Origin of the sequence: Caulobacter sp. 17J65-9 (genome assembly GCF_010975005.1) — a bacterium.
Classification (GTDB): Bacteria; Pseudomonadota; Alphaproteobacteria; order Caulobacterales; family Caulobacteraceae; genus 17J80-11.
In genome coordinates this window covers 1-11,194 of sequence record NZ_JAAIVC010000133.1, presented here as the reverse complement: position 1 = coordinate 11,194, position 11,194 = coordinate 1, and the positions used below count along the sequence as shown (strand labels likewise).

At 71.3% G+C, this 11,194-nt stretch carries 14 protein-coding genes and 2 pseudogenes; 4 read left to right on the top strand and 12 right to left on the bottom strand.

Translation table 11 applies throughout. The annotated features are described in order from the left end of the window. Positions 1 to 289 (bottom strand): annotated as a pseudogene (locus G3573_RS16525) (thiamine phosphate synthase); the annotation flags it as partial. On the opposite strand from G3573_RS16525, the gene G3573_RS16520 reads away from it, so the two are divergent. After that, on the top strand, positions 288 to 965 hold the full coding sequence (locus G3573_RS16520) for a YggS family pyridoxal phosphate-dependent enzyme (RefSeq protein ID WP_163262614.1): 678 nt from the start codon (positions 288 to 290) through the stop codon (positions 963 to 965). The pseudogene G3573_RS16525 and the gene G3573_RS16520 sit on opposite strands and share 2 nt — an antisense overlap. A 57-nt stretch (positions 966 to 1,022) precedes the next feature. After that, a complete protein-coding gene (locus tag G3573_RS16515; protein ID WP_163262612.1) occupies positions 1,023 to 2,171 on the top strand; it encodes an alpha/beta hydrolase-fold protein in 1,149 nt (382 codons plus the stop codon). Here the strand turns inward: G3573_RS16515 and G3573_RS16510 are convergent. Then, positions 2,158 to 2,691 carry a prolyl-tRNA synthetase associated domain-containing protein gene (locus tag G3573_RS16510; protein WP_163262610.1) on the bottom strand — a complete coding sequence of 178 codons (534 nt, stop codon included), beginning with the start codon at positions 2,689 to 2,691 and terminating at the stop codon, positions 2,158 to 2,160. The genes G3573_RS16515 and G3573_RS16510 overlap by 14 nt on opposite strands. 74 nt (positions 2,692 to 2,765) lie before the next feature. Here G3573_RS16510 and G3573_RS16505 point away from each other — a divergent pair, with 74 nt between their 5' ends. Next, on the top strand, positions 2,766 to 3,506 hold the full coding sequence (locus tag G3573_RS16505) for a DUF6065 family protein (RefSeq protein ID WP_163262608.1): 741 nt from the start codon (positions 2,766 to 2,768) through the stop codon (positions 3,504 to 3,506). A gap of 189 nt (positions 3,507 to 3,695) precedes the next feature. On the opposite strand, the gene G3573_RS16500 is transcribed toward G3573_RS16505, so the two are convergent. The 8 genes from G3573_RS16500 to G3573_RS22040 form a co-directional block, all read right to left on the bottom strand. Beyond that, positions 3,696 to 4,232 carry a hypothetical protein gene (locus G3573_RS16500; RefSeq protein ID WP_163262606.1) on the bottom strand — a complete coding sequence of 179 codons (537 nt, stop codon included), beginning with the start codon at positions 4,230 to 4,232 and terminating at the stop codon, positions 3,696 to 3,698. Between the two features lie 89 nt (positions 4,233 to 4,321). After that, the gene (locus G3573_RS16495; protein WP_163262604.1) at positions 4,322 to 5,473 is read right to left on the bottom strand and encodes an HlyD family secretion protein; all 1,152 of its coding nucleotides are present in this window, start codon (positions 5,471 to 5,473) and stop codon (positions 4,322 to 4,324) included. 25 nt (positions 5,474 to 5,498) lie between these two features. Beyond that, the gene (locus tag G3573_RS16490) at positions 5,499 to 7,154 is read right to left on the bottom strand and encodes an MFS transporter (RefSeq protein WP_163262602.1); all 1,656 of its coding nucleotides are present in this window, start codon (positions 7,152 to 7,154) and stop codon (positions 5,499 to 5,501) included. Further along, a complete protein-coding gene (locus tag G3573_RS16485) occupies positions 7,151 to 7,708 on the bottom strand; it encodes a TetR/AcrR family transcriptional regulator (protein WP_163262600.1) in 558 nt (185 codons plus the stop codon). Before G3573_RS16485 ends, G3573_RS16490 begins: the two co-directional genes overlap by 4 nt. A 32-nt stretch (positions 7,709 to 7,740) precedes the next feature. Next, on the bottom strand, positions 7,741 to 8,133 hold the full coding sequence (locus tag G3573_RS16480) for a DUF3088 family protein (RefSeq protein WP_163262598.1): 393 nt from the start codon (positions 8,131 to 8,133) through the stop codon (positions 7,741 to 7,743). Between the two features lie 52 nt (positions 8,134 to 8,185). Then, the gene (locus tag G3573_RS16475; RefSeq protein ID WP_163262596.1) at positions 8,186 to 8,593 is read right to left on the bottom strand and encodes a response regulator; all 408 of its coding nucleotides are present in this window, start codon (positions 8,591 to 8,593) and stop codon (positions 8,186 to 8,188) included. Between the two features lie 47 nt (positions 8,594 to 8,640). Beyond that, positions 8,641 to 8,979, bottom strand: coding sequence for a DUF3088 family protein (locus G3573_RS16470; protein ID WP_163262594.1), 339 nt, complete (start codon positions 8,977 to 8,979; stop codon positions 8,641 to 8,643). Positions 8,980 to 9,052: 73 nt separating this feature from the next. After that, entirely contained in the window at positions 9,053 to 9,319 is a 267-nt protein-coding gene (locus G3573_RS22040) for a protein usg (RefSeq protein WP_346427404.1), read from the bottom strand. A gap of 138 nt (positions 9,320 to 9,457) precedes the next feature. On the opposite strand from G3573_RS22040, the gene G3573_RS16460 reads away from it, so the two are divergent. Next, a complete protein-coding gene (locus G3573_RS16460) occupies positions 9,458 to 10,081 on the top strand; it encodes a class I SAM-dependent methyltransferase (RefSeq protein ID WP_163262589.1) in 624 nt (207 codons plus the stop codon). Positions 10,082 to 10,084: 3 nt separating this feature from the next. On the opposite strand, the gene G3573_RS16455 is transcribed toward G3573_RS16460, so the two are convergent. Both G3573_RS16455 and G3573_RS16450 read right to left on the bottom strand, forming a co-directional pair. Then, the gene (locus G3573_RS16455) at positions 10,085 to 10,714 is read right to left on the bottom strand and encodes a LysE family translocator (protein WP_163262587.1); all 630 of its coding nucleotides are present in this window, start codon (positions 10,712 to 10,714) and stop codon (positions 10,085 to 10,087) included. A 92-nt stretch (positions 10,715 to 10,806) separates the two neighbouring features. Beyond that, positions 10,807 to 11,194, bottom strand: a pseudogene (locus G3573_RS16450) (hypothetical protein); the annotation flags it as partial.

Here is an 11,194-nt window from a genome sequence, read left to right as displayed (position 1 = left end):
GGTGCACGCCGTGCGCGCCGCAGGCCTCGGCCAGGGCGGCGTCGGCGCCGATCAGCAGGGTCAGCCCTCGCGTTCGCGCGATCCCCGCCAGCGCGCCGGCCGTCGCGCCGGCGTCAGCCGCGCCGAAAGCCCGGTAGATCACCCCTGCGCCGGCCGGCAGGCGCGCGGCCACGGCGGCCGGATCGGGGGTGCGGACCGGGTCGGTGACGAAGAAAAGCGGCGGCGGGGCTTCACCCCGACCCGCCGCGCGGCTTAAGGCTCGCGCCGTCGCCCACAGGCTTTCCGTCATGACCCAGCACGCCTCCGATCCCGTCGAAGCCTATCGCACGGTTCTGCGCCGCATCGAAAAGGCCGCCCGCCTGGCCGGTCGCGATCCGGCCGACGTCGCCCTGACCGCGGTCTCGAAGGAGCAGCCGTGGGAGGCGATCGCGCCGGTGCTGGAGGCCGGCCAGCGGGTGTTCGGCGAGAACCGGGTGCAGGAGGCGATCGCGCGCTGGGCGCCGGTGCGCCAGCCCGACCTCGAGCTGCGCCTGATCGGCCCGCTGCAGTCCAACAAGGCCAAGGACGCCGTCGCCGTCTTCGACGTGGTCGAGACGTTGGACCGCGAGAAGCTGGCCCACGCCCTGGCCGACGAGATCCAGAAGCAGGGGCGCTCCCCTCGCCTCTACGTCCAGGTCAACACCGGCGAGGAGGCGCAGAAGGCCGGCGTCGCCCCGCACGAGGCCGACGCCTTCATCAAGCTGGCGCGCGAGACCTGGGGCCTGACCGTCGAGGGCCTGATGTGCATCCCGCCGGCCGAGGAAGAGCCGGCCATGCACTTCGCCCTGCTGGCCAAGATCGCCGCCCGCAACGGCGTGGCCAAGCTGTCCATGGGCATGAGCCACGACTACGAGACGGCCATCCGCTTCGGCGCCACCAACGTGCGCGTCGGCAGCGCCATCTTCGGGGCACGGCCGACGGCCTGATCGTCAAAGTTTCGCCACGACCCCTTCGCAACCTTTGCTGGTTTCGGAGGGGTGGCGATGAAGATTGCGGGGCTTGCGTCGACGATTGTGCTGGCCGCTCTGGCGGCCTCGGCTATGACCTCGACTGCGAAGGCGCAGACGGTCTTTCCGCCGCTGGAGGCCGGCAAGTTCCTGCAGGATTGCGGCGCCCCCGACGCCGCGCCGGACATCTGCCGAGCACGCGAAGCCGTCTCCGCGGCTGAAGCCAAACGCAGGCTGGGCGATCAGGACGTCGCGATGTGGAGGAAGGGCGACCGGTTCCGGGTCGTCGCCCGCAACCCGGCCGAGGTGGTGTCTCTCGCCGGTGGGCTCGCGGCCCCGATGGCGCGGATCGACGGGACAGACCTCTGGTCGTTCACCGCGCGGATTCCGCGGCTTGATGAAGCGGTCATCGACTTTCTCGTCATTCCGTCGGCCGATCAGCCGCCCTTGACGGCCTGGCGCGGACCCAAGGCCCCGCCGGCGGCGGCGTTCAATCCGGAACTGAAGGGCCAGGTCGTCTGGGACGAGGTCGACAGCCCGGCGCTCGGCGAAAAGCGCACGCTGACGGTCTATCTGCCGCCTGACTTCGACCGGACCCGGACCTATCCCGTCGCCTATGTCGCCGACGGATCTGGCGTGGCCTACTACGCTCGCATCGTCGAGCCGGCGATCGTGGCCGGCCGGCTGCCGCCGGTGGTGCTGGTCGGGCTTGAAAGCGGCGCCAAGCGCACGACGGACTATCTGCTCGGTTGGGAAGCGTCGGACGCCGGTTTCGAGAAGCACGAGGCGTTTCTGCTGAACGAGGTCATGCCTCGGGCCGAGCGGCTCTACGGCGCCTCGAGCCGGCGCGAGCAGCGTTTGCTGATCGGCAAATCGAACGGCGGGGCGTGGGCGCTCGACACTGCGCTTCGCCACCCGGACCTGTTCGCCCAGGCCGCGCCGATGGCGCTGGGCGCCGGGCGCGCGGCCGGCGTGGACAGGCCGGGCCGGCCGCGCCTGTTCATGGCGACCGGCGTGCTCGACTCGTTCATCCGCCGCTCCCGCGTCGTCGCCGAGCGGGCGGCGAAGTCGGGCGACGAACTGGTGTTCCGCACGCCGGTGAGCGGCCACGGCGACGTCTTCTATCAGGACCTGCTGGTCGAGGCCCTCGCCTGGGCGTTCGGCGGAGGTGTCAGACCTTCGTGAAGTCCACCACGATCGGCTCGACCCCGATCGCGGCCAGGAAGGCCAGGAAATCCTTGGGGGTGACCGCGGTGGTGGCGGTGTTGGTCATGGGGTGGAAGTTGACCAGCTCGGCGTCGATCAACCGTTGATCCACGACGAAGCGCACCCGCTTCTCGCGGTCGTTCAGCAGGGCGAAGGCGGTGACCGAGCCCGGGCGCACGCCCAGCACCTCCCAGAGCAGCTCCTCGCGCCCGAACGACAGGCGGTCCGAGCCGATCACGTAGGGCAGGCGCTTCAGGTCGACGGTCGTGTCCTGGCGGGCCGAGACCAGCCAGATCTGCTGCTTCTTGTCCTTCAGGAACAGGTTCTTGGTGTGGGCGCCGGGCATGGACGCCTTCAGCTCCAGCCCCTCCTCCACCCGGAACACGGCCGGATGGTCGTGGGTGGCGTGGGTCACGCCGATCCGTTCGAGGAAGGCCAGGAAGGCGTCGCGGTCGGCGTGGGCGGGGCCAGGAACCTGGGCGGCGAGAGCGTCGGACATGCGGCGGCTTTGACGGATACGGCTTCAGGCGGATAGGTGGAGGTCTCTTCCTATAGCGCGCTTCGGACGTCGGAATGGAACTCGAGTGCTACCCCATGGGGCCGCGGCCGCCGGAACTGGTGCCGGGCCGGCCCAACCGGGACTGGATGGACGCCTTCGCCAGCCGCCATCCTTATCGCTGCCTGCCGCTGACCATGGCCAACACCACGGGCTGGGAGATGCTCTGCCCGATGAGCTTCACGGCCGAGTGGAACGGCGGGCCGACCCAGAACGACATCACCCTGACGCCGGAGCGGCTGCACCCGGACTTCGCCCACTTCGCCCAGTCCCACTTCGCCGGCGGCGTGTTGACCCTGCACCCCGGCTACATGTTCCGCACCCCGCCGGGCTGGCAGGTGTGGTGCGGCGGCTCGCCCAACCAGGTGAAGGACGGCATCCAACCGTTGTCCGGCCTGATCGAGACCGACTGGCTGCCCTTCCCCTTCACCATGAACTGGAAGTTCACGCGGCCGGGCCGGGTGAAGTTCCAGAAGGGCGAGGCGTTCTGCTTCATCACCCTCGTCCAGCACCAGAAGATCGAGCAGTTCGAGCCGGTGATGAAGGTGATGGAGCGCGACCCGGTCCTGCAGGGCCAGTTCGAGGCCTGGAACCGCCAGCGCACCGAGTTCAACAAGCGGCTGGCCAACGGCGACCCGGACACCGTGAAGGAGGCGTGGCAGCGCTTCTACTTCAAGGGCGAGTTGCCGGAAGACACCGGTCCGGCGCCGGCCGGCCACGTCAACAAGCGCCGGCTGAAGCCGGTGCGCATGTTCTGAGGCGCACAATCTGCCTTCTCCCCTTGCGGGAGAAGGTGGCCGGCGGGGCCGGCCGGATGAGGGGTGCAAGCGCCGACGCGTCAGGATGAAGGGTTGATCGCGCTAGGGTTCGCAAGCCTCGCGCCGACACCCCTCATCCGACGCGCTCCGCGCGCCACCTTCTCCCGCAAGGGGAGAAGGGATTCAGCGTCACTTCTGCGTCGGCAGCTGGATCCGCGGGCCCAGGTTGGCCATCACCTCGCGCGCGTCGAAGGCGTAGTGGTCGTCGGCCGGCTTCTGGCCGCGGTGCATGAGGATCTCGGCGGTGGCCTCGTAGCGGTTGACCTCGCGCACGTCGTAGTCCGGCCAGAACGGGCCCCAGGGCGACCAGGCGCCGCCGTAGTTCCAGCGCCAGTACGGGCTCCAGTACGGCCCCCAGGCCCCGTACCAGGGGTCGGGCGAGCCGATGTAGCGGGTGTCGCGGTCGACCGCCCGGTTCACCACGGTGAAGTAGTCGTAGCCCTGCTGCACGGTCAGCTCGGCCGAGCGGTACAGCAGGTACATCTCGACGGTTTCGCGCGAGGTGACCGAGTTGCCCGAGAAGCTGACGGACCAGCGGGCGTCCTCGATGCGCATGTCCGAGTAGCCGCGGCCGCCGGACCCGGGCGGGGCCGGCTGATAGGGGGTCGCGGTCGCGCAGGCGGACAACGCCAGGGCGGCGAGCGCGACGGTCAGGATACGCTTCATGGCTGCTCTCCCGAGCGGAAGCTTCGCCCCTCATGCGAAGAACGACTAGGAAAAACCCGCGTTCCCGGAACGTCAACGGCCAAGCTTGATCAGCGGCCGGTGTCGACGTGCGCCACGACCGACATGCCCGGGCTCAGCCGCTCGATCCCCGGCTGGCCGGGATCGATGGCGATCCGGACCGGGATGCGCTGGGCGACCTTGATGAAGTTGCCGGTGGCGTTGTCGGGGCGGATCACCGCGAACTCCGAGCCGGCGGCCGGCGAGATCTTCTCGACCTTGCCGGTCAGGGTCGCCCCGCCGAGGGCGTCGACGTTGAAGCGCACGCGCTGGCCGACCCGCATGTTCTTGATCTGGGCCTCCTTGAAGTTGGCGATCACCCAGACCCGGTCGGGGACCAGGGCCATCAGCTGGGTGCCGGCGGCCACCGACTGGCCCTGGCGCACGCCGATCTCGCCCAGCGTGCCGGCCTGGGGCGCGACCACGCGGGTGTGATCCAGGTCGATCTGGGCCAGGTGCAGGGCGGCGCGGGCGCTCTCGACCGCGGCCTGAAGCGTGCCCTCCCCGACCTCGGCGGTGGTGACGCCGGTCTGGGCCACGCCGGTGGCGGCGTGGGCCTGCTGCAGGTTCGCCTCCGCCGACCGCAGCGCGGCCTCGGCCGTATCGACCTGAGCCTGGGAGACCCAGCCGCCGGCCTTGAGGTCGGCCGCCCGCTTGGCGTCGGCCTGCGCCTTGGCCAGGGCGGCTTCGGCGGCCGCTATGCCCGAGCGCGCCTCGGCCACGCCGCCCTTGGCCGAGGCCTGGGCCTGGGCGGAGTTGGCGAGCGCCGCCTCGGCCGAGTGCAGGTTGGCCTGGGCCTGCTCCACCCGCTGGCGGAAGATCTGGTCGTCGATGCGGGCCAGGAGCTGGCCTTCCTGCACCGTCTGGAAGTCGTGCACCGCCACCTCGGTGACGTAGCCGGCCACCTGCGGGCTGATCACCGTGACCTGGCCGCGGACATAGGCGTCGTTGGTGCTCTGCTCGGCCGAGGCGAACGGCGGCAGCCGCCAAGCGTAGAGCACCAGCAGCACGCCGGCGAGGGCGACCAGGCCCAGGATCACGCTCCACAGCACCCGCTTGCTCGGATCCGGAGGCGTGGCGGCCGGCGCTTCGGCCGCCGCCGGCGCGGGGGCCGGGCTGGGGGTCGGTGCGGGCGGGGCGTCAGGCTCCGGAGCGGGCGATTTGGATCGGGCGGCTTGGGTCATGGGCGTACTCGAGGGATAGAACGCATCAGGCGTTGGCCGCGGTCCGCGCGGCCAGGCGCGCGCGGCGGCGCGCGCGCAGATAATTGAAGCTCACCCACGCGCAGGTGAGGGCGGCGACGGCCGAAATGGTCAGGAAGACGTCGTTGTAGGCCAGCACGTGGGCCTGCTGGGTCAGCTGCTGGTACAGCAGGATCACGCCCTGGTTTTCGCGCAGCGCCGGGTCCAGCAGCACGCGGCCCTGGGCCGTGGCCAGCTGCTGCACGCGGGCGGCGGCCAGCGGGTCGGCCAGGTCGATGTTCTGCACCAGGCGGGCGAAGTGGGCGCGCTGGCGCACGGTCTCCAGGCTGCCGACCAGGGCGGTGCCGGCCAGGCCGCCGACGTTCTGCGCGATGTTGAACATCACGAAGAAGCTGACGATCAGGTGCGGCCCCTTCTGCATCAGGCTGGAGAAGCCGGTGAGCAGGGCCGGGCCCAGGAACAGGGCCGCGGCGAAGGCGATCAGGGCCTGGGTGAAGTAGAGGTCGTGGGGCCGGGTCAGGGCCGTGGCGTGGCTGTCCAGGAAGGCGCCGATCGCGATCAGCGCCAGGGCGACGATGATCGGCTTCTGCAGCTTCGCCATGTTCAGCGTGAAGGCGGCGGTCGCCATGCCCGCGGCGGTGGCCGCGAGAATGACCCAGAACAGGCCGTGCAGCTGGTCCGGGTGCACCCCCATCGCGGTCAGGAAGCCGACCGCGCCGGCGGTCTGCTCGGACAGCACGACCCGCACGAGAAAGATCGACAGGCCCAGGCGGATCATGTCGCCGCCGGTCAGCCAGCTGGTGTCGATCAGCGGGTGGGCGCGGTTGTGCTCGATGATCAGGGCCGCGGCGATCAGAACGAAGGACGCGGCCAGGGCCACGCCGATCCAGGGCGCCTGGGTCCACCACAGCACCCGGCCGAGGCCCAGAGCGGCGGTCAGCAGGGCGACGCCCGGGGCGAACAGGGTGAAGGTCAGGAAGTCCAGCGGCCGGAAGGCCTTGGTCCGCTGCGACGGCGGCAGGCGCAGCGCGAACACGCAGGCCAGGCAGACCAGGGCGAGGCCCAGCTCCAGCAGGTAGAAGGCCTTCCAGTCGCCCAGGTCCAGCACCTTGGTCGAGATCAGCCGGGCCAGCGGCGCGGTCAGGCTGGCCATGCCGATGGCGATCACCAGGCCGCGCATGCGGTGGGCGGCCGGGAAGGACTGCAGCAGGTAGAGCACGCCCAGGGTCGACAGGCCGGCGGCCGCCATGCCGGCGACCGCGCGGGTGGCCAGCATGGGCGCGAAGCCCGTGACGAACACGTGCGCGGCCGACAGCACGACCAGGGCGACCAGGAAGATCTCGGTGAACAGCCGCAGGCCGTACTGCTGGCGGAACTTGATCAGCAGCAGGTTCATGCAGGCGTTGGTCATGACGAACACGACCGGGATCCAGGCCGCCTCGGCCGGGCCGACGCCCAGCGAGCCTTGCAGGTTCACCTGGTTGGCGCTGATGAAGGCCGCGCCGAGGTTGGCGGTGACGCTGACCAGGAGGCCGATGAGGGCGTAGGCGATCCGCAGCGGGGTCGGGTGGTCCGGCGTGGCCGGCGAACCGGGCAGGACCGGCCGTTCGTGCGGCTTCAGCCGCTCGAAATAGTCGTCCCAGGGAAGCTCGGGGCCCCTCACGGCCGCACCCGCAGGCCGTCCAGCACCAGGGCGCGGCGGCGTTCGTCCATGCGGGCGTGCTCTTCGTCGGCGACGCCGGGGAAGCTGGCCCCCAGCACGGCGGCCAGCACGCGGATGTCGTCGGGCTGCAGGTCCGGCCGCACCAGACCCGCCGCCTGGGCGCGGGCCAGCGGCTCGGCCCCGGCCCGGATCAGGGCCCGGCGCAGCGGCGCCAGGGCCTCGGGCGAGCGTTCGCTGTGCAGCACGTCGCGCAGGCCGGCGTTGCGCGCCAGCATGTCGTTCAGCTGGTCGAGAAAGGCGAAGAACACCTCCGGCCCCTCGCCCTGGGCGCGGGTCCAGTCGGCGAGCCGCTCCATCTCGTCGACCAGCACGGCGATAGCCAGCTGCTTCCGCTCCGGGAAGTTGCGGTAGAGTGTGGCCCGGCCGACGCCGGCCCGCTCGGCGATCGCTTCCAGGGGCGCGTCCAGCCCCTGGGTCGAGAACACCTCATGGGCGGCGCGAAGGATGTCCTCGCGGCGGCGCGCGGCGTCCTGACGAAGCGGGCGGGGTGTCATGCGCCGCTAAGTGGACACCGGCGTCCACTTATTCAAGCGATTAGTTTGTCGCCCACCAAATTTTGTGATCGGGCGTCGGGGAGCCGCGATCCCAGCGGGCGGGGCAGGCCCCGGCGGTCGGCCAGGTAGCGCAGGACGGCCTTGGCGTCGTCGAGATAGCGCAGGCCGTTCGCGACCTGCATGTCCTCGTCGTCGGGCGAGCCCTCGGCCAGCACCAGCACCGGCGAACCGGGATGGTCCTCGCCGAACAGCTCGGCCACCGGCGCGCGCGGGCGCGGGTACGGCACGGTGACGATCTCAAGGTCGTCGCGCACCTGCGGGAACCAGTTGAGGAAGCCCTCGACCATGGCGCACGGCGGGCAGAACCAGCTGAGCCCGTCCTTGTCGATGTCGTGGGGGAGCAGAAAGAGTTTGTCTTTGGCCATGCGCCCTTCTAGCCGACGCGCCCGGCCGCGGGGAGCGGTCGAGATCGCCGGATCACGCCGCCATCGCGGCCCGGGAGGCGGCCTGCACGTCGACGGCCTGGGCCGCCCCGGCGATCGTCGCGGCCAGTTGCGCCGGCGTGAAGGGCTTCTCCAGGACGGCCCAGGGCGCGCCGCACAGCTCGGCCGACCAGCTCGCCGCGTCGCCCGTGCAGAGCACGATCGGCAGGCGCGGGTGGCCGGCCTGTACGCGCCGCGCCAGCTCGACGCCGTTCATGCCGGGCATCCGGATGTCGCTGAGCAACAGGTCGAAGCTGTCGGCCTCGAGCCGTTCCAGCGCCGGGCCGGCGCCCTCTACGCGCTCGGCGCGGCACCCGAGATCCTCCAGGATCTCCTGGGTGATCAGGCCGACCAGAGCGTCGTCGTCGACGACGAGAATGCGCATGTCGCCTAGGGCTTCCATCGTGCGGCTCCTTCTGAGCGGCCGGGCGCGCGCATGCGCGCCGGGAATCAGCAATGCGGTGCGGGCGCTCCATGGCGTTCCGCCAGATAGCGGGTGATCGTTTGGGGGTCGTCCAGGCACCGACGGCCGTCGAGCACCTTCACCTCCGGGACGTCGCGCGCGTCTTCGCTCATCACCAGCAGCGGACAGCCCGGGTGGTCGTCGCCGAGCAGCTCGGCGACCGGGCCGCGGGGGCGCGGGAAGTCGACGTAGACCAGATCGATCGCGTCGCGGACGCGCGGGAACCAGTCGAGAAAGCCGGCCACGGTGGCGCACGGCGGACAGAACCAACGCCGGCCGGCGTCTTCGAAGTCAGGCTGGAGGGGGAATAGCCGATCCTTCGTCATGGGGCGCTTCTAGCGCGCCCCCGGCCGCGTGGGCGGCGCCACGCGACGAAGGCCCCCGAATCCGCGACGAAGCCTACTGCAGCCGTCCGAGCTCCCGGACCGTGCGCACCCGGGCCGGCGCGACGACGCCGACGTAGGAGACCCGCACCGAGTGGATCACCGCGTCGATCTCGCGACGCCAGAACTCCAGGAACCGGCGCACCCGCGGGAACTCGGGGGCCTCGTCCAGCGTCTGCCACAGGAACTCCTGCAGCAGGGCCGGGTGGTCCGGCATGTAATAGGTGATCTCGGCGGTGGTCAGCCGACGGCCGGCGAGTTGTTCCCGAAACTCCGTGTTCACGACGCGCTCCTGCGCTTGCGACGACGCCCCTTGTGCAAAGAGGCTCTCACGAGCATAACGCGGCCGCAACCGGAAAAGCTTCGTAAAAACAGCCTCTTAGCAGCAGGGCGATGAGACTGCTGCCACCGGGAGGGACGGGTGGATCTGGAGGATGAAGCCGGGGCGCGGCGCGAGGCCGTCTTCACCGAAATCTGGCGCGACAACGGCTGGGGCGGCGCGGAGTCCCGCTCGGGACCCGGCTCGGGGGTGGCCCGCACCGAACCCTTCCGCGCGGCCCTGGAGGCCTTCCTGGCGCGGGTGCGGCCGCGCCTGGTCTACGACGCGCCCTGCGGCGACTGGTGCTGGATGCGGCATGTGCGGCTGCCCGAGGGCGCGGCCTATCTGGGGGCCGACATCGTCAGCCCCATGATCGCCGAGCTGAACGCGCGCGACGCCCGGCCCGGCGTGGCTTTCACGACAGCCGACGTGGTGGCGGCCGATCCGCCGGCGGAGGCGGACGTCTGGCTGTGCCGGGAGTCGCTGTTCCACCTGACCCTGGCCGACGCGGTGCGGGTGGTGGAGCGCTGGCGGGCGTCGAAGATCGAGTGGTTCCTGGCCACCACGACGCCGACGGTCGGCCTCAACGCGGAGATGACGACCGGCGGCTGGCGGCGGCTGAACCTGGCGCTGGCGCCCTTCCCGCTAGGCCCGCCGCTGGAGGTGCTGCCCGACGCCGCTCCGGCCGATCCGGCCAAGGTCGTGGGCGTCTGGCGGCGGGCCTGAGGCCTACTCGCGGGTCAGGATCAGGATCGAGGCGGTCAGCAGCAGCACGCCGACCGCGACCGCGAAGCCGCGCCGGAACTTCGGCTCGCTCATGCGCTCGGACAGGGCCGCGCCGCACAGGCCGTAGGCGCTCATCGACATGACGTCCATGCCGATGGTGGCGGCCGCGAACATCACGAGCTGCGGGGCCACCGGCCGGTTCACGTCCAGGAACGGCGGCAGGACGGCGGTGAAGAACAGGATCACCTTGGGGTTGGCGATCTGCACGGTGAAGCCGTCGCGGAAGGCGCTCTGGCCCAGCTTCACCGTGGCGTGCGCGGCCCCGGCTTCGTTCTTCCAGGCCGCCCACAGCGATTTCAGGCCCAGCCAGGCGACGTAGAGCCCGCCCAGCACGGCCACGACCTTGAACGCTTCCGGGAAGGCCACGACCAGCGCGCCGAGCCCCAGGGCCGCGCCGCAGAACCAGACCAGGGTCGCCGAGTTCAGGCCGGCCACGCCGACCAGGGCGGCGGCCTTGCCCTTCTCCACCCCGGTGGCGACCGCGAAGATGTTGGCCGGGCCGGGGGTGACGGCCATCACCGCCATGGCGACCAGGAAGGCGGAATAGCGGGCGGGATCGACGGGCAGGACCATGGCCGCGGTTCATAACTGCGTCGCCGCGCGGCGTCAGCCCGTCAGAACGCCGCCGCCCGATGCTTTGGACCGGGCGGCGGGTCGTCTGCGGCTCAGTCTCCGACCGTCACGGTCTCGCAGTCGATCTCGCCGGCCTCGCACAGGGCCCTCAGGCGGGCGGCCTCGCGCTTCACGGCCTCGATCTGCGGACGCATGGCCTCGACCTCGCGGCGGGCGGTTTCGGCCGCTTCACGGCCGGCCAGGGCCTGAACGCGGGCCTGGTCGCGGATGCGGGCGATCTCGTCCGAGGTGACACGGGTGCGCACCAGCTCGGCGCGGATCTTGGCGGCTTCGACCCGGCTGATCACGGCCTCGCGACGAATGGCGGCGGTCTCGCGCAGCTCGGCGACGGCCTCGTCCAGGGCGGCGCGGGCTTCGGCCAGCGACGCGCGCAGCTCGGCGGCGTCGAACGCCGGCGGCGCGGGCGGAGCGGGCGGGGCC

Bases quoted from the DNA above. Each gene is read 5' to 3' on its own strand.
- G3573_RS16520 (WP_163262614.1), top strand. From the start codon at position 288: ATGACCCAGCACGCCTCCGATCCCGTCGAAGCCTATCGCACGGTTCTG.
- G3573_RS16515 (WP_163262612.1), top strand. From the start codon at position 1,023: ATGAAGATTGCGGGGCTTGCGTCGACGATTGTGCTGGCCGCTCTGGCG.
- G3573_RS16510 (WP_163262610.1), bottom strand. From the start codon at position 2,691: ATGTCCGACGCTCTCGCCGCCCAGGTTCCTGGCCCCGCCCACGCCGAC.
- G3573_RS16505 (WP_163262608.1), top strand. From the start codon at position 2,766: ATGGAACTCGAGTGCTACCCCATGGGGCCGCGGCCGCCGGAACTGGTG.
- G3573_RS16500 (WP_163262606.1), bottom strand. From the start codon at position 4,232: ATGAAGCGTATCCTGACCGTCGCGCTCGCCGCCCTGGCGTTGTCCGCC.
- G3573_RS16495 (WP_163262604.1), bottom strand. From the start codon at position 5,473: ATGACCCAAGCCGCCCGATCCAAATCGCCCGCTCCGGAGCCTGACGCC.
- G3573_RS16485 (WP_163262600.1), bottom strand. From the start codon at position 7,708: ATGACACCCCGCCCGCTTCGTCAGGACGCCGCGCGCCGCCGCGAGGAC.
- G3573_RS16480 (WP_163262598.1), bottom strand. From the start codon at position 8,133: ATGGCCAAAGACAAACTCTTTCTGCTCCCCCACGACATCGACAAGGAC.
- G3573_RS16475 (WP_163262596.1), bottom strand. From the start codon at position 8,593: ATGGAAGCCCTAGGCGACATGCGCATTCTCGTCGTCGACGACGACGCT.
- G3573_RS16470 (WP_163262594.1), bottom strand. From the start codon at position 8,979: ATGACGAAGGATCGGCTATTCCCCCTCCAGCCTGACTTCGAAGACGCC.
- G3573_RS16455 (WP_163262587.1), bottom strand. From the start codon at position 10,714: ATGGTCCTGCCCGTCGATCCCGCCCGCTATTCCGCCTTCCTGGTCGCC.